The 15,724-nt window shown below is 71.1% G+C and carries 16 protein-coding genes; 12 read left to right on the top strand and 4 right to left on the bottom strand.

Going from position 1 to position 15,724, the window contains the following annotated elements; translation table 11 throughout:
- The first annotated feature begins 165 nt into the window (after nt 1–165).
- Genes ABZE72_RS05515 through tsaD form a run of 4 tightly spaced genes read left to right on the top strand, consistent with a single transcriptional unit; the run spans nt 166 to nt 2,701 of the window.
- The gene (locus ABZE72_RS05515; protein WP_372728019.1) at nt 166–528 is read left to right on the top strand and encodes a hypothetical protein; all 363 of its coding nucleotides are present in this window, start codon (nt 166–168) and stop codon (nt 526–528) included.
- Between the two features lie 9 nt (nt 529–537).
- Nucleotides 538–1,176, top strand: a complete 639-nt coding sequence (tsaB, locus tag ABZE72_RS05510) for a tRNA (adenosine(37)-N6)-threonylcarbamoyltransferase complex dimerization subunit type 1 TsaB (RefSeq protein ID WP_372728018.1) — start codon at nt 538–540, stop codon at nt 1,174–1,176.
- On the top strand, nt 1,173–1,652 hold the full coding sequence (gene rimI, locus ABZE72_RS05505; protein WP_372728017.1) for a ribosomal protein S18-alanine N-acetyltransferase: 480 nt from the start codon (nt 1,173–1,175) through the stop codon (nt 1,650–1,652). Before tsaB ends, rimI begins: the two co-directional genes overlap by 4 nt.
- Before the next feature lie 5 nt (nt 1,653–1,657).
- Nucleotides 1,658–2,701 carry a tRNA (adenosine(37)-N6)-threonylcarbamoyltransferase complex transferase subunit TsaD gene (gene tsaD, locus ABZE72_RS05500; protein ID WP_372728016.1) on the top strand — a complete coding sequence of 348 codons (1,044 nt, stop codon included), beginning with the start codon at nt 1,658–1,660 and terminating at the stop codon, nt 2,699–2,701.
- Nucleotides 2,702–2,719: 18 nt separating this feature from the next.
- Here the strand turns inward: tsaD and ABZE72_RS05495 are convergent, their stop codons facing one another.
- Both ABZE72_RS05495 and ABZE72_RS05490 read right to left on the bottom strand, forming a co-directional pair.
- Nucleotides 2,720–3,928 (bottom strand): hypothetical protein, encoded by a 1,209-nt coding sequence (locus ABZE72_RS05495; protein ID WP_372728015.1) that lies wholly within the window; start codon nt 3,926–3,928, stop codon nt 2,720–2,722.
- Nucleotides 3,925–4,449 (bottom strand): SigE family RNA polymerase sigma factor, encoded by a 525-nt coding sequence (locus tag ABZE72_RS05490; protein WP_372728014.1) that lies wholly within the window; start codon nt 4,447–4,449, stop codon nt 3,925–3,927. The genes ABZE72_RS05495 and ABZE72_RS05490 overlap by 4 nt, the downstream gene beginning before the upstream one ends.
- Nucleotides 4,450–4,626: 177 nt before the next feature.
- Here ABZE72_RS05490 and ABZE72_RS05485 point away from each other — a divergent pair, with 177 nt between their 5' ends.
- A complete protein-coding gene (locus ABZE72_RS05485) occupies nt 4,627–5,724 on the top strand; it encodes an S-(hydroxymethyl)mycothiol dehydrogenase (RefSeq protein ID WP_372728013.1) in 1,098 nt (365 codons plus the stop codon).
- Nucleotides 5,721–6,332: an MBL fold metallo-hydrolase gene (locus tag ABZE72_RS05480; RefSeq protein ID WP_372728012.1), complete on the top strand. Its 612-nt coding sequence runs from the start codon at nt 5,721–5,723 to the stop codon at nt 6,330–6,332. Before ABZE72_RS05485 ends, ABZE72_RS05480 begins: the two co-directional genes overlap by 4 nt.
- 108 nt (nt 6,333–6,440) lie before the next feature.
- Here ABZE72_RS05480 and ABZE72_RS05475 read toward each other — a convergent pair whose 3' ends face one another.
- Entirely contained in the window at nt 6,441–7,598 is a 1,158-nt protein-coding gene (locus ABZE72_RS05475; protein ID WP_372728011.1) for a methyltransferase domain-containing protein, read from the bottom strand.
- Between the two features lie 234 nt (nt 7,599–7,832).
- Here ABZE72_RS05475 and groES point away from each other — a divergent pair, with 234 nt between their 5' ends.
- Nucleotides 7,833–8,126: a co-chaperone GroES gene (groES, locus tag ABZE72_RS05470; protein WP_372728020.1), complete on the top strand. Its 294-nt coding sequence runs from the start codon at nt 7,833–7,835 to the stop codon at nt 8,124–8,126.
- Between the two features lie 77 nt (nt 8,127–8,203).
- Nucleotides 8,204–9,835: a chaperonin GroEL gene (gene groL / locus ABZE72_RS05465; RefSeq protein ID WP_372728010.1), complete on the top strand. Its 1,632-nt coding sequence runs from the start codon at nt 8,204–8,206 to the stop codon at nt 9,833–9,835.
- Nucleotides 9,836–9,978: 143 nt separating this feature from the next.
- On the opposite strand, the gene ABZE72_RS05460 is transcribed toward groL, so the two are convergent.
- On the bottom strand, nt 9,979–11,532 hold the full coding sequence (locus ABZE72_RS05460; RefSeq protein WP_372728009.1) for a hypothetical protein: 1,554 nt from the start codon (nt 11,530–11,532) through the stop codon (nt 9,979–9,981).
- Between the two features lie 142 nt (nt 11,533–11,674).
- On the opposite strand from ABZE72_RS05460, the gene ABZE72_RS05455 reads away from it, so the two are divergent.
- From ABZE72_RS05455 to rnhA, 4 genes are all read left to right on the top strand, one after another.
- A complete protein-coding gene (locus ABZE72_RS05455) occupies nt 11,675–12,568 on the top strand; it encodes a GNAT family N-acetyltransferase (protein ID WP_372728008.1) in 894 nt (297 codons plus the stop codon).
- A gap of 66 nt (nt 12,569–12,634) precedes the next feature.
- Complete coding sequence (gene guaB, locus ABZE72_RS05450) at nt 12,635–14,137, top strand: IMP dehydrogenase (RefSeq protein ID WP_372728007.1); 1,503 nt, start codon at nt 12,635–12,637, stop codon at nt 14,135–14,137.
- 1 nt (nt 14,138) lies between these two features.
- Complete coding sequence (locus ABZE72_RS05445) at nt 14,139–15,245, top strand: GuaB3 family IMP dehydrogenase-related protein (RefSeq protein ID WP_372728006.1); 1,107 nt, start codon at nt 14,139–14,141, stop codon at nt 15,243–15,245.
- Nucleotides 15,242–15,718 (top strand): ribonuclease HI, encoded by a 477-nt coding sequence (gene rnhA / locus ABZE72_RS05440; RefSeq protein ID WP_372728005.1) that lies wholly within the window; start codon nt 15,242–15,244, stop codon nt 15,716–15,718. The genes ABZE72_RS05445 and rnhA overlap by 4 nt, the downstream gene beginning before the upstream one ends.
- The last annotated feature ends 6 nt before the right edge of the window (nt 15,719–15,724 follow it).

The following is a 15,724-nucleotide window of genomic DNA, read 5'->3' as shown; positions in this document are numbered from 1 at the left end:
ATGGATCAATTCCAGCAGCGAGCACCGACATTTCGACCCTCGAAACCGGCCGATCTTCCACCATCCGGACAACGAATTCTCGGGCCCTCGAGAGCCCGGCCTCGACCCGAGTTCGGCCCACCCACCACCCCGACACCGACCCCCGGCCGCCTCTAGAGTGCGGCCATGACGTCTCGTCGCGCCGTCGCGGCGCTCCTTGCCGGAGCCCTGCTGTTCCTCCTCGCCGGCATCGTCCTCTGGTTCGACAACCCCACGGTCGACGTCACGGCGTCCGACCTCGGCACCGATGCTCCTGCCGGAGCCGTCGTGTGCTCCATCGCTCCGTGGGACGCCGGGCTGCACCACAACGACAGCCCACCCGGTGGTGAGCACGCGGCCGGCTACGCCCAGGAGGTCGCCGCCGACTGCTTCGCCGCCAACACCGTCCGCTTCCGGTCCGCTGTGGGCAGTGGCGCCGTCGCCCTCGGGCTTGTCGGCGCGGCCGCCGTTGTCGGCAGCAGGACGAGCGCCCGCCGCCCTGGCCGATAACCTCGTCCTGTGCTGCTCGCCTTCGACACCGCCACTCCGCTCGTCAGCGTCGCCCTCCACGACGGCGACGACGTGATCGTCGAGCTCTCCTCCGAGCGCCCGATGAAGCACGGGGAGGATCTCGCGCCCCTGATCGAGCAGGCCCTCGCCCAGGCCGGCATCGTCCGGCAGGACCTGACCGCGATCGCGGTCGGCGTCGGCCCCGGCCCGTTCACCGGGCTCCGCGTCGGCCTGGTCACCGCCCGCACGCTCGCGTTCGTGCTCGAGATCCCGGTGTACGGCGTCTGCACCCTCGACATCCTCGCGATCGAGGCGGTCGACTCCGGAGCCGTCACCGGTCCGTTCGCCGCCGCGACCGATGCCCGGCGCAAGGAGGTCTACTACGCGTCGTACGACGCCGACGGCGCCCGCCTCGACGGCCCGGTCGTCGACAAGCCGGCGCACCTGGCCACCGAGCTGCCGGTCGTGGGGGAAGGCGGTGCGCTCTACCCCGAGGCGTTCCCGACCAGCACCGGCCCGGCCCGGCCGCACGCCGGCTGGTTGGCCCGGATCGTCACCGAGGAGCGCGCCGAGCTGCTCGACCCCGACCCGCTCTACCTCCGTCGTCCCGACGCCACCGCTCCGGGCAAGCCGAAGCCGGTCACGTGATCCGTTCGGCCGTCGCCGCCGATGCGGCCGCCATCGCCGAGATCGAGCAGCAGGCCCTGGGCATCGACGCCTGGGCTCCGGGCCTGGTCGAGCAAGGCGTCTGCGGTGAGCTGCCGACCGTCCACTACCTCGTGGCCGAGGTCGAGGGCCGCGTCGCGGGGTACGCCGCCGCCAGCATCGTGGCTGAGATCGCCGAGCTGCAGCGGATCGCCGTCGACCGCGACCATCGCCGTGCCGGTCTGGCCGCCGGCCTGCTGAGCGAGGTCGTCCGCCGAGCGGCCGACGAGGGTGCGGACCGGCTGCTGCTCGAGGTCCGTGAGGACAACGTCGGCGCGCTGGCCTTCTACGCCGCCGCCGGCTTCACCGAGATCGCGCGGCGACGCCACTACTACCGGGACGGCGCCACGGCCGCCGTCCTGCTGCTGCCGGTCGGGAAGGGCTCGACACCCGCAGCACAGGTCGAGGAGGCAGGATGAGCACCATGAACGAACCCTTGGTCCTCGGGATCGAGACCTCCTGCGACGAGACGGGGGTCGGCATCGTCCGCGGTCACACGCTGCTCGCCGATGCGGTCGCGAGCAGTGTGGACGAGCACGCCCGCTTCGGCGGTGTCGTGCCCGAGGTCGCGAGCCGTGCCCACCTCGAGGCGATGGTGCCGACCATCGAGCGCGCCTGCGAGACCGCCGGGATCCGGCTGCACGACGTCGACGCGATCGCGGTGACCAACGGCCCCGGCCTGGCCGGGGCGCTGCTGGTCGGCGTGGCCGCCGCCAAGGCGCTCGCCCTCGGCCTGGGCAAGCCGATCTACGGCGTCAACCACCTGGCCTCGCACGTCGCCGTCGACCAGCTCGAGCACGGCGCCCTGCCCGAGCCCTGCCTGGCGCTGCTGGTCAGCGGCGGCCACTCCAGCCTGCTGCGCGTCGACGACGTGACCACGGGCGTCGAGCCGCTGGGATCCACCATCGACGACGCCGCCGGTGAGGCCTTCGACAAGGTGGCCCGACTGCTCGGTCTGCCGTTCCCCGGTGGTCCCTACATCGACCGCGCGGCCGCCTCCGGCAACTCGATCGCGATCGACTTCCCGCGGGGCCTCAGCGCCCGCAAGGACCTGGAGCGGCACCGCTTCGACTTCTCGTTCTCCGGTCTGAAGACCGCGGTCGCCCGCTGGGTCGAGGCCCGCGAACGCTCCGGCGAGTCGGTGCCGGTCAACGACGTGGCGGCGAGTTTTCAGGAGGCCGTGTGCGACGTACTCGTCCGCAAGGCGCTGGACGCCGCCGGCCACCACGGCATCGAGGACATCCTGATCGGCGGCGGAGTGGCCGCGAACTCGCGGTTGCGGGCGTTGGCCGAGGAGCGGGCCGCCGGTCTGGGGATCCGGGTGCGGGTGCCGAGGCCCGGTCTGTGCACCGACAACGGCGCCATGGTGGCCGCTCTCGGCTCCGAGATGGTGGCGAGGGGGCGGACCCCCTCGCCACTCGACCTGCCGGCCGACTCGTCGCTGCCGGTCACCAGCGTGCTGGCCTGACCCTGGCCAGCCGGCTGGTCAGGGACGACCGGTGAAGTGGTACGGACGGTTCATCTCGTCCGCGTCGTTCACCGGATCCGCCACCAGCTCGATCGACCCGTCCAGCCCGAGGCGCAGCATGTTCCAGCCCTCGTCGGTGTGCGTCACGACCAGCGGGTGCGAGCTGTCCTCCCAGGTCGCCGACGAGATGAATCCGCCGTCGATCTCGTACGTCGTGACCAGGTCGCCGGTGCTCGCGTCCAGCACCGCGAGTGTGCCGTAGCCGAGGCCGTCGAGGTAGGCCGGCGGGGCCAGGACGTACCGGCCGTCGGGCGAGAACGTGGTCAGGGAGTAGTCACAGCTCTCCCAGAGCAGCCCGGTGCCGGGTTCGTGCACCCCGCTGCAGGACCCCGCGTCGCTCGAGGAGACCCGGAGCGCCGTACGGCGTCGGGCGTCGGCGTCGGTGAGGACGATCGAGTCCTCGGTGACGGCCTGGGCGGGCTCGCCACCCACGGTCACCATCGGGGACTCCCCGTAGCCGCGGTTGAAGTAGACGGCGAAGTCGGGGGACCGGAGATCTCCCACCACGGCGGCGACGGCGACCTCGCCACCCGGGGTGGCCAGCAAGGAGTCGGTGCCGTCCTCCCAACCGACCAGGTCGCCGTTCGCGGTCGACCAGACGGCCTGGCTGCCGTTGCCGGCGAGACCGGTGACCCCCGCGACGGTCCGGACGATGTCGCCGTCCGCGCCGATCACGTCGAGGAAGGGGTCGCCCTGCTCGTACCGAAGAGCGACGATCTCGTCGCCGACGAGGACGAACTGCTGGTAGGTGTCCGAAAGCCCCCTCGTGGTCCCGTCCGGTCGGACCAGCAGGCGTCGGTCCAGATAGGGCACCGCGGCGCCAGGGCCCTGGGCGGCGTCGACGTCGAGCTGGTGCGGGCCGGGGTCGGGCTGCACCGCGGGGGTTGGGCTGGGTGATTCGCTGGGCCCCTGCGAGGCGGGCGGGATCTGCTCGGTCCGGTTCAGCCCCTGGCCGGCGAACATGCCGACCGGAACGATGATCGCGACGGCGGCCGCGACGGCGGCGGCGGCCTTGATCCGACGGGTGCGCTGGATCCGGGCGGCACGCCCCCGGACGTCGTCGAAGCTCAGCGGTGCTGCCTGGAAGCGGTCGGCACGCTGGTGCAGCTCGCGACCGAGTTCGTCGCGGAGCCGGAGGTCGTCCGGCCCGTTCGTGTGCTTGCTCATCGTTCCTCCTCGCTCGGGCTCAGGGTGGCGGGCGTGCGTTCGCGCAGGGTGGCGAGCGCTCGGCTGGTCTGGGACTTCACGGTCCCGACCGAGATGCCGAGCAGCTCGGCGGTCTCGGCCTCGGAGAGCTCCTCGTAGTAGCGCAGCACGACCACTGCTCTCGCCTTGCGCGGCAAGGTCTGGACGACCTCCCACAGAGCGCCGCTGCGACCGTCGTCGTACGTGTCGTAGCTGGGGGTGGAGTCGGGGAGCTCGTCGGTCGCGAACTCCCGCCGCTTCCACGCCCGGCGCCACAGCGAGTTGTTCTCGTTGACCATGATCCGGCGTACGTAGCCGTCCATGGAGCCGCGGTCGCGGACCTTGTCCCAGGACAGGTAGAGCTTGGCCAGGGCGTTCTGGACGAGGTCCTCGGCCTGGTGCCGGTCCCCGGTGAGCAGGTACGCCGTGCGCAACAGACTGGGTTGCCGAGCCTGCAGGTACGCCGTGAAGTCCTCGTCGCGGCTCGCCGCACGATCCTTCATGGCGATCCTCGTCCCGGCTGGTGCCGTGAGTTGCATGGTCAGTCCTCCGTTCACGCCACCAAGACGCGAACGGGCTCGCAGAGGTTGCAATTGTGGCGAAGTCGGTGCATGTGGCGCACAGACATGCCGTGCGTAGGGTGACAACGACCGTCGATCCACGAAGCTCGGAGGAACCACATGCAGCAGGTCAGGGCCGTCATCGCCCGCGCCCAGGGACAGCCGGTCGAGCTCGTCACGATCAACGTGCCCGACCCCGGGCCGGGTGAGGCGGTGGTCAGGGTCCAGGCCTGCGGGGTCTGCCACACCGACCTGCACTACCGCGAGGGCGGGATCAACGACGAGTTCCCGTTCCTGCTCGGGCACGAGGCCGCCGGCATCGTGGAGGCGGTCGGCGACGACGTCACCAGCGTGGCACCGGGAGACTTCGTGGTGCTCAACTGGCGGGCGGTCTGCGGTGACTGCCGGGCCTGCAACCGTGGCGAGCCGCAGTACTGCTTCAGCACGCACAACGCGACCCAGCGGATGACCCTCGCCGACGGTGCGGGGGCCGGCACCGAGCTCTCGCCCGCGTTGGGGATCGGCGCCTTCGCGGAGAAGACCCTGGTCGCGGCCGGCCAGTGCACGAAGGTCGACCCGTCGGCGCGACCGGCCGCCGTCGGACTCCTGGGTTGCGGGGTGATGGCGGGGCTGGGGGCGGCGATCAACACCGGCAACGTGACGCGCGGGAAGTCGGTGGCGGTGATCGGTTGCGGTGGCGTGGGCGCGGCCGCGGTCGCCGGCTCGGCGCTGGCCGGTGCCGGCACGATCATCGCGGTGGACATCGATGCGAAGAAGCTGGAGATGGCCCGCACGATGGGCGCCACGCACGTGGTGGACTCCTCGGCCGTCGACCCGGTGGCGGCGATCCAGGAGCTGACCGGAGGGTTCGGCGCCGACGTGGTGATCGATGCGGTCGGTCGCCCGGAGACCTGGCAGCAGGCGTTCTACGCCCGCGACCTGGCCGGCACCGTCGTACTCGTCGGGGTGCCGACGCCCGACATGAAGATCCCCGAGATCCCGTTGATCGACGTCTTCGGGCGGGGCGGGTCGCTGAAGTCGAGCTGGTACGGCGACTGCCTGCCCAGCCGGGACTTCCCGATGCTGGTCGACCTCTACCAGCAGGGGCGGCTGGATCTCGATGCGTTCGTGACCGAGGAGATCGGCATCGAGGACGTCGAGGCGGCGTTCGAGAAGATGCACCACGGGGACGTGCTGCGTTCGGTGGTGATCCTGTGAGCGCCCGGGTCGACCACGCGGTTTCGAGCGGCACCTTCAGCCTGGACGGGGAGACCCACCAGGTCGACAACAACCTCTGGGTGGTCGGCGACGACACCGAGTGCGTGGTGATCGACGCCCCGCACTCGGTCGAGGACATCCTGGCGCTGGTGGGGGAGCGGAAGGTCAAGGCGATCATCTGCACGCACGCCCACGACGACCATGTCCGGGTGGCACCGGCGCTGCGGGAGGCCGTGGTCGCGCCGATCATGCTGCACCCCGATGACCGGCCGCTGTGGGAGCTGACCCACGCAGATCACTTGTGGGACCTCGACCTGGCCGACGGGCTCACCCTCGAGGTGGCCGGTACGACGCTGCGGGTGCTGCACACGCCGGGCCATGCGCCGGGGGCGGTCTGCCTATACGCGCCGGACCTCGGCTGCGTCTTCACCGGCGACACGTTGTTCGCCGGCGGTCCCGGGGCGACGGGTCGTTCGTTCAGCGACGCCGACGTGATCGTGGAGTCGATCCGGGCCAGGCTGCTCGAGCTGCCGGACGAGACGGTGGTGCACACCGGGCACGGGGATGACACGACGATCGGGGCTGAGCGGGCGGGTTTCACTGGTTAACCAGTGATTTGCGCACTTCACCCGGGGAACTATCTGGGTGAAGTGCGGGTTATCTGGGTGCACTCATCCGGGCGCGGCTCATTTCACTGGTTAACCAGTGAAACCCCCTCAGAACGGCTCCACCAGCAACGCGGTCCCATGCCCAGCCACCCGGGTCAGCACGATCGTCGCGGTTTCGTCACCACTCAGGTCGAGCCGCTTGCGCAACTGCTCGGGGACCACGTCCACGCCGCGTTTCTTGATCGTCAGCGAACCGATCCCGCGCTCGCGCAGCGCCGCCTTGAGCGACTTCTCGCGGTAGGGCAGCTGGGTCAGCACGCGGTACCCCCGGGCGAACGGCGTGCGCACCTCGTGGTCGGAGCCGACGTACGCGATGTGTTCGTCCAGCAGTCCGCCCCCGGTCAGGGCCGCGACGGCGGTGACCAGGCCGGCACGGATGACGGCGCCGTCGGGCTCGTAGAGGAAGGCGCCCACCGGCACGACTCCCGCGCCCGGGTCGTCGTCCTCGGTCAGGGTGGCCAGACCGCCGTCGCCGATCACGGTCGCCCGGCGCGCCGTCGTGGCGAGGCGGCCGGACCAGAGGGCGGCCTCCTTGACCTCGCCGTGGTCGCTGACCCACTCGGCCTCGACGCCGGCGGGAACCAGCCCGTGCGGGATGCCGGGCGCGACCTTCACGCAGGCGTCGCGGCGCATCAGTTCCTCCACGAACGGCCACGGCGGCGTCCAGTCGTCGACATCGAATGTCCGCCCCCGGCCGGTACGGCGGGCCGGGTCCGCGAAGGCCACGTCGAAGGGCGAGGTGTCGACCCGGGTGGCGTCCGCGACGCTGACGGCGCCGTCCAGGCCGAGCGCGTGCAGGTTCGCTCCGGCGACCTCGATCCGCAACGGGTCGAGGTCGATCCCCACGCAGGTCATCCCCGCGGTGGCCAGCGACACCAGATCGCCGCCGATGCCGCAGCCGAGGTCGATCACGCTGGCGGTGGAGGCCGCGCGCAGCCGGGCGGCCCGGTGCCGGGCGACGGGCAGTCGGGTGGCCTGCTCCAGGCCGTCCGGGGTGAAGTACATCCACTTCGCCAGGTCGCCGAACTTGGCCACCGCCTTGCGCCGCAGCTCCACCTGGGTGAGAGCCGCCGCGACGTGCGCCGGCTGCGCCGTACGACGCAGCTCGGTCTGGGCGCGCAACGGGTCGGCCGGTGCTGCTGCCGCGCGGACGAGGAGCTCCTGGCCCTCGTCGGTGAGCAGCCAGCGGAAGGCGTCGAGATCCATCCGACGATCCTGTCAGAGCCGACACCGAGCCCGACTGGTCCATCCGCTCTGGCACTCCGCGACGCCGAGTGCTAACGTCTGTTCTGGCACTCTCACCACGAGGGTGCCAGTGCTTGTGACGAAGTGCGACCCCCGCGACGGCGTACTTCCAACAGGCCCCAACGTTCCGGTGGGCCCTTCATCCGAGGGTCCGCCACCCGAGTCAAACAAGTGACGAAAGTGGAGGTCGACATCGTGTCGGTCAACATCAAGCCCCTCGAGGACCGCATCGTCGTGAAGCCGCTCGAGGCTGAGCAGACCACGGCTTCCGGCCTGGTCATCCCGGACACCGCCAAGGAGAAGCCCCAGGAGGGCCAGGTCCAGGCGATCGGCCCCGGCCGCATCGACGACAAGGGCAACCGGGTTCCCCTCGACGTCGCGGTCGGCGACAAGGTCATCTACAGCAAGTACGGCGGCACCGAGGTCAAGTACGCCGGCGAGGAGTACCTCATCCTCTCCGCTCGCGACGTGCTGGCCGTCGTTTCCTGATTTTTCCTGAGTCGTGTCCCTGACGGAGCGCCCCGGCGTGATGTCGGGGGCACGACTCGATCTCTTTGAGGAGAGCAATGCCGAAGATTCTTGAGTTTGACGAGAACGCACGTCGTTCGCTCGAGCGCGGCGTCGACGCGCTCGCCAACGCTGTCAAGGTGACGCTCGGCCCCCGTGGCCGCTACGTCGTCCTCGACAAGAAGTGGGGCGCCCCGACGATCACGAACGACGGTGTCACCGTCGCGCGTGAGATCGAACTGGACGACCCGTTCGAGAACCTGGGCGCGCAGCTGACCAAGGAAGTTGCCACCAAGACGAACGATGTCGCCGGTGACGGCACCACCACCGCCACCGTGCTGGCGCAGGCCATGGTCCACCAGGGCCTGCGTGCGGTCGCCGCCGGCGCCAACCCGATGGGTCTCAAGCGCGGCATGGACGCCGCCGCCGAGGCCGTGGGTGACGCGCTGCGCGAGGCCAGCCGTGAGGTCGAGACCCGCGAGGACATGGCGTCCGTCGCGACCATCTCCAGCCGCGACAGCCACATCGGGTCGCTCCTCGCCGAGGCCTTCGACAAGGTCGGCAAGGACGGTGTGATCACCGTCGAGGAGTCCAACACGATGGGCACCGAGCTCGAGTTCACCGAGGGGATGCAGTTCGACAAGGGCTACATCTCGCAGTACTTCGTGACCGACCCGGAGCGCATGGAGGCCGTCCTCGACGACCCCTACATCCTGCTGCACCAGGGCAAGATCTCGGCGATCGCCGACCTGCTCCCGCTGCTGGAGAAGGTCATCGCCGCGGGCAAGCCGCTCTTCATCCTCGCCGAGGACGTCGACGGCGAGGCGCTGTCGACCCTGGTCGTGAACAAGATCCGCGGCACGTTCAACGCCGTCGCGGTGAAGGCTCCGGCGTTCGGTGACCGGCGCAAGGCCATGATGCAGGACATCGCGACGCTGACCGGTGGCCAGATCGTGGCCCCCGAGGTCGGGCTCAAGCTCGACCAGGTCGGCCTCGAGGTGCTCGGTCAGGCGCGTCGTGTCGTCATCACCAAGGACAACACCACGATCGTCGACGGTCTCGGTGACAAGGCCGAGGTCGAGGGCCGCGTCAACCAGATCAAGGCCGAGATCGAGAACTCCGACTCCGACTGGGACCGCGAGAAGCTCCAGGAGCGCCTCGCGAAGCTCGCCGGTGGCGTGTGCGTGATCAAGGTCGGCGCCGCCACCGAGGTGGAGCTGAAGGAGAAGAAGCACCGCATCGAGGACGCTGTCTCCGCGACCCGTGCCGCGATCGAGGAGGGCATCGTCGCCGGCGGTGGCTCGGCCCTGATCCACGCGGTCTCGGTGCTCGAGGACGACCTCGGTCTCACCGGTGACGAGGCGGCCGGTGTCCGCATCGTCCGCAAGGCCGCCGACGAGCCGCTGCGCTGGATCGCCGAGAACGGTGGTGTCGAGGGCTACGTCGTCGTCGCCAAGGTCCGCGAGGGTGGTGTCGGGCACGGCTACAACGCCGCGACCGAGACCTACGGCGACCTGGTCGCCCAGGGCGTGCTCGACCCGGTCAAGGTGACCCGCTCCGCGCTGGTCAACGCCACGTCGATCGCAGCCATGCTGCTGACGACGGAGACGTTGATCGTCGAGAAGCCCGAGGAGGAGGACGACTCCTCCGCCGGCGGTGGCCACGGTCACGGTCACGGCCACGGTCACTGATCGACCCCGCTCCACTCACCGACCCGTCGTCCTCCCGGACGGCGGGTCGGTGTCATTTCGGCCAACCACAACTGGCAGGTCAGCGGTCTGGGGGCAACCACAACTGGCAGCTCAGCGGTCTGGGGGCAACCACAACTGGCAGCTCAGCGGCAGTGGGCGACGGTGACCGCGGGGCGGTCGAGCCCACGGTGCAGATAGATCGGCCGGTCGAAGCAGCCGGTGCCGTGCCGGACGTAGAAGCGGTCCACGTCGGCCGCGAGTGCAGCCCCGGCCGGGTTGTCCCAGGCGTCGAACGGCACCGAGGCCATCAGCCAGGTCGGGGCCTCCGGCCCGCTGAGCAGGGCGCGCAGCTCGACGTACTCCGGGTCGAGGGTGCGCATCGGCAGGCTCCACAGGTGGGGGTACGGCGACCGCAGCCCGGAGGCCAGCTGGACCTCCGCATGCCCGCCGAAGACCACCAAGGTGTCGCCGGGCGCCGAGGCCTCCGCGATCGCCTGGCCGCCCCTGATCTCGGTCCCGGCCTCGCGGGCCTCGTTCGCAGCCAGCCCGATCCAACCGACCACCACCAGCGCCGAGGAGGCGGCCGCAGCCACGATCACGGTCCGCATCGCCCGGCCGCGCCTGCTGGAGCGCCGGGCGAGCATCGCGGCACACAGGGCCGTCGCCGGCACGAGCGGGAAGAGGTAGTCGCGCCAGTAGCTCCCGCCCGCCACCAGGCCGGCCACGTCCACGACCAGGACGGCGAGGGTGGCGGCGGTGATCACCGGGTCGTCGCGCCACTCGCCGGCCAGGTGCACCAGGAACCCGCCGATGACGAAGACCAGACCGGCGCCGATCGCCACCAGCACCAGGGTCAGCGCACGCCCGAGCGGAGCGGCCGCCGACTGCTCGGCGATCACCAGCGCGGCGTCGGAGCGGAAGCCGTAGACGGTGTAGGCCAGCGTCGAGAGGTGGACGCCGACCGCGAGTGCCCAGCCCACGGTGATCGCCACCGGGATCGCCGCGCCCACGGCCGCGGCACCACCGAGCCGCAGCAGTTGACGACCGGAGAGCCGCCCGGTCAGCCGGCTCATCACCAGGACGACGGCCGCGAAGACGAGCCCGGCGACCAGGTTCTGCTTCAGGCCCACCGCCACCCCGGCCAGCACCCCGGCCAGCACGGCGGCCAGCACGGCCAGGCGTGCGGACGAGCTCCGTACGGCGAGCAGGGTCAGCCAGAAGCTGCCCATGATCACCGGCAGGGCGAGCAGTTCGCCCTTGACCGCCTCGGCGTCGATCAGCGGGTTCACGGTCAGCGCGGCCACCGCCACCGCGGTCCAGCGCGCGGCCAGGTCGTTGGCGATCAGGCGGGCCACCTGGGCGGCGGCCAGCACCAGCAGGCCACAGGCCACCGCCCCGACGACGCGCAGGAAGTAGGGACCCCCGACCCAGTCGGCAAGCCTCACGGCCGCGATCAGCAGCGGCGGACGGTCCACGAAGTACGGGCCGAAGAGGCTGTCGGGCTGAGGGTCCCAAGCCCGGGCGACCAGCAGGAAGCCCGATTCGTCGGAGCGCAGCGGGGTCGCCAGCGCCGGCAGCCGGAGCAGGACGGCGGCAGCAGCCGCCACGAGGGGAGTCCACCGGGAGTCGATGAGCGAGAACAGGCCTGTGGCGTACCGGCGCAGGGGGTGGGCCCCGGTCGGGGTGCCGACGGTCATGCGCCCCAGCGTGGCAGCCGTGCCTCGTCCCCGCCATGGCTCGCCGAGGTGTTGCGCCCCCGAAACATCGCCGACGCTCCCGCGCAACGCAGGGGCGCAAGGCTGGGTGCGCATCGATCGTCCGCGATCTCGAGGAGGCACCATGCTGTGGCGCGTGCGCACCACCCTGCCCGACCGTCCCGGAGCCCTGGCCGCGCTGGCGAGGCGCTGCGGGGACGAGGGAGTCAACATTCTGGGGCTGCAGATCTTCCCCGGCGTCGGGGCGGTCACCGACGAACTGGTGCTCCGTACCCCCGTGGGGTGGGGCGGCGACGACATCGCCCGGTTGCTGACCGCCGCGGGCGGGCTGGCCGTCAGCTCGGCGCCCTGCACGGAGGCGGCCCTGACGGACCAACCCACCCGCTACGTCCGGGCGGCGCAGGCCATCCTCGACGACCCTGCCTCGTTCCCGGAGGTGGTGGCGCTGCTCTTCGACGCCGAGACCGAGGCCGAGGTGTCGGCGCTGCCCGAGGGGTCGCAGGCCGGTCGTGACGCGCTGAGCATGGCGGTCGGCGAGATCCAGGTGCAGGTACGACGACGGGCGCCCTTCACAGGGGTCGAGCACGCTCGCGGCTCCGCCCTCGCCGACCTGGTCAGCGACGTCCTGGCTCGGGAGAGGCGCGAGGTGCGGACGCCCTCCCGGGATGCCGCTCCCTCCTACCTGGTGCAGGACGGCCGGGTACGGGCCGTCACGGCCGGCGGTCCGGTCGGCGAGGCGGTCATCTCTCCCACGGCGGAGGAGCCCGGAGTCCACGCGGTGACGCTCTGGGTGGAGCCGGCCTGGCAGCGCCGGGGGATCGGCAGCCGGCTCCTGGTGGATGCGGCCCGACTCGCCAGGGCCGGGGGAGCCACCGAGATGCTGCTGACCACCGGCTCGGACAACAGAGCGGTGCTGCCGATGGTGCTCGCTGCCGGCCTGCGCGGTCGGATCCGTCTGAGCGCGGACGTGCTCACCGTGCGGGTGAGCGTCCGCGAACTCGTGCCGCTGCAGGCCTGAGGGCCGCTCCGGGCGCGAGCAGACGCCCCGGGAGGAGCGGCCGGTCCGGCCCCCTAGAATGGGACGGTGGAGCTCCCCGAGAAGTTCGCCGCCCTTGGCCTGACCTACGACGACGTCCTGCTGCTGCCGGGCCACTCGGACCTGGCCCCCAGCGACATCGACACGACCTCGCGGTTGACCCGCGAGATCTCGCTCAAGGTGCCCCTGGTCAGCGCCGCGATGGACACCGTGACCGAGTCCCGGATGGCGATCGCGATGGCCCGCCAGGGTGGTCTCGGGGTGCTGCACCGCAACCTCTCGATCCAGGACCAGGCCTACCAGGTGGACCTGGTCAAGCGGACCCAGACCGGCATCATCTCCAACCCCGTCACGATCGGCCCCGACGCGACGCTGGAGGAGCTGGACCGGATCTGCGGCGAGTACCGGGTCTCCGGTCTGCCGGTGGTCGACGCCGACAACCGGTTGCTGGGCATCATCACCAACCGCGACCTGCGGTTCACCCCCGTCGCCGAGTGGGCCACCACCAAGGTCGACGAGGTGATGACGCCGATGCCGCTGATCACCGGCCACGAGGGCATCTCCCGCGACGACGCGACGCTGCTGCTGCGTAAGCACAAGCGCGAGCGGCTTCCGCTGGTCGACGAGCAGGACCGTCTGGTCGGCCTGATCACGGTCAAGGACTTCGTGAAGTCCGAGCAGTTCCCGCACGCCTCGAACGACGCCGCAGGCCGGCTGATGGTCGGGGCCGCGATCGGCTACTTCGGCGACGCCTGGGAGCGGGCCTCCACCCTGATCGAGGCCGGCGTCGACGTCCTGGTCGCCGACACCGCGCACGGCAACGTCCGGCTGCTGCTCGAGATGGTCGAGCGCCTGAAGACCGACCCCGCCACCCGGCACGTCCAGGTGATCGGCGGCAACGTCGCCACCCGCGACGGCGCCCAGGCCTTCGTCGAGGCCGGCGCTGACGCGGTCAAGGTCGGGGTCGGGCCCGGCTCGATCTGCACCACCCGCGTCGTCACCGGTGTCGGCGTCCCCCAGGTCACCGCCATCTATGAGGCCTCGCTGGCCACCCGGCCGGCGGGCATCCCGCTGATCGCGGACGGCGGGATGAAGCACTCCGGCGAGATCGCCAAGGCGATTGTGGCCGGCGCGGACGCCGTCATGCTCGGCTCCCTGCTCGCCGGCTGCGATGAGTCCCCGGGCGAGCTGGTCTTCGTCAACGGCAAGCAGTACAAGGCCTACCGCGGCATGGGATCGCTGGGCGCGATGTCGAGCCGCGGCAAGAAGTCCTACTCCAAGGACCGCTACTTCCAGGCGGAGGTCTCCAGCGACGACAAGATCGTTCCGGAGGGCATCGAAGGGCAGGTCGCCTACCGCGGCCCGCTGGCCGCCGTGACCCACCAGCTGATCGGTGGACTGAACCAGTCGATGTTCTACACCGGCGCCCGCACGATCGACGAGCTCCAGGAGAAGGGCCGCTTCGTGCGGATCACCTCCGCCTCGCTCACCGAGAGCCACCCCCACGGCGTGCAGATGACCGTCGAAGCCCCCAACTACACAGGACGCTGACATGACCGAGATCGAGATCGGCCGGGCCAAGCGCGCGCGCAGGGCGTACTCCTTCGACGACATCGCCATCGTGCCCTCGCGACGCACCCGCGACCCCGAGGAGGTGAGCGTGGCCTGGCAGATCGACGCCTACCGCTTCGACCTGCCCGTCCTGGCCGCGCCGATGGACTCGGTGATGTCGCCGGCCACCGCGATCACGTTCGGGAAGTTCGGCGGCCTGGGCGTGCTCAACCTCGAGGGTCTGTGGACCCGGTACGAGGACCCCTCCGAGCTGCTCGCCGAGGTGGCCGGGCTCGAGGGCATCGAGGCCACCCGCCGGATGCAGGAGATCTACACCGAGCCGGTCAAGGCCGAGCTGATCACCGAGCGGCTCAAGGAGATCCGGGCCGCGGGCGTGACGGTCGCGGGCTCGCTCTCGCCGCAGCGCACCAAGGAGTTCGCCAAGGCGGTCGTGGACGCCGGCGTCGACATGTTCGTGATCAGGGGGACCACGGTCTCCGCCGAGCACGTCTCCAGCCAGTCGGAGCCGCTGAACCTCAAGGAGTTCATCTACGAGCTCGACGTGCCGGTCATCGTGGGGGGCTGTGCGACGTACCAGGCGGCGCTGCACCTGATGCGCACCGGAGCGGCCGGTGTCCTGGTCGGCTTCGGCGGAGGCGCTGCCCACACCACGCGCACGGTGCTGGGGGTCGCGGTGCCGATGGCCTCCGCCGTGGCCGACGTGGCCGCAGCCCGACGCGACTACCTCGACGAGTCCGGTGGCCGCTACGTCCACGTCATCGCCGACGGCTCGATCGGCAAGTCCGGCGACCTCGCGAAGGCGATCGCCTGCGGTGCCGACGCCGTGATGGTCGGCTCGCCGTTCGCGCGGGCCACCGACGCGCCCGGGCACGGCTTCCACTGGGGCAGCGAGGCCCACCACGCCGACCTCCCGCGCGGTCAGCGGGTCGGCTTCGACACGGTCGGCACCCTGGAGGAGATCCTCTTCGGGCCCTCCCGGGTCGCCGACGGCACGATGAACCTGATCGGCGCCCTGCGTCGTTCGATGGCCACCACCGGCTACACCGACCTCAAGGAGTTCCAGCGGGTCGAGGTCGTCGTCGAGTGAGTGACCCGACACCTCCGGTCGTCGTCATCCACACCGACGGCGCCTGCATCCCCAACCCCGGCCCGGGTGGCTGGGGCGCCATCCTGCGCCAGGGCAGCCACGCCCTGGAGCTGTGCGGCGGGGAGGCCGGTGAGACGACCAACAACCGGATGGAGCTGACCGCCCCGATCCGGGCGCTGGCAGCGCTCAAGCGACCCTCCGTGGTGGAGATCCACACCGACAGCACCTACGTGCGCAACGGCATCACCACGTGGGTGGAGAACTGGTCGCGCAACGGGTGGCGGACCAGCGCCAAGCAGCCGGTGAAGAACGTCGACCTGTGGCAGCAGCTCCAGGTCGAGGCGGAGAAGCACCAGGTGGAGTGGCACTGGATCAAGGGCCACGCCGGGCACGCCGACAACGAGCTGGCGGACCGGCTCGCGGCCCGCGGCCTCGAGGAAGCAGTGGCGGCAGCCGCCGTCTCGCCGCACTGACCTCGG

The sequence above is a fragment of the Nocardioides sp. genome (assembly GCF_041600255.1).
Lineage (GTDB): Bacteria > Actinomycetota > Actinomycetes > Propionibacteriales > Nocardioidaceae > Nocardioides.
This window is presented reverse-complemented; position numbering and strand designations above follow the sequence as displayed.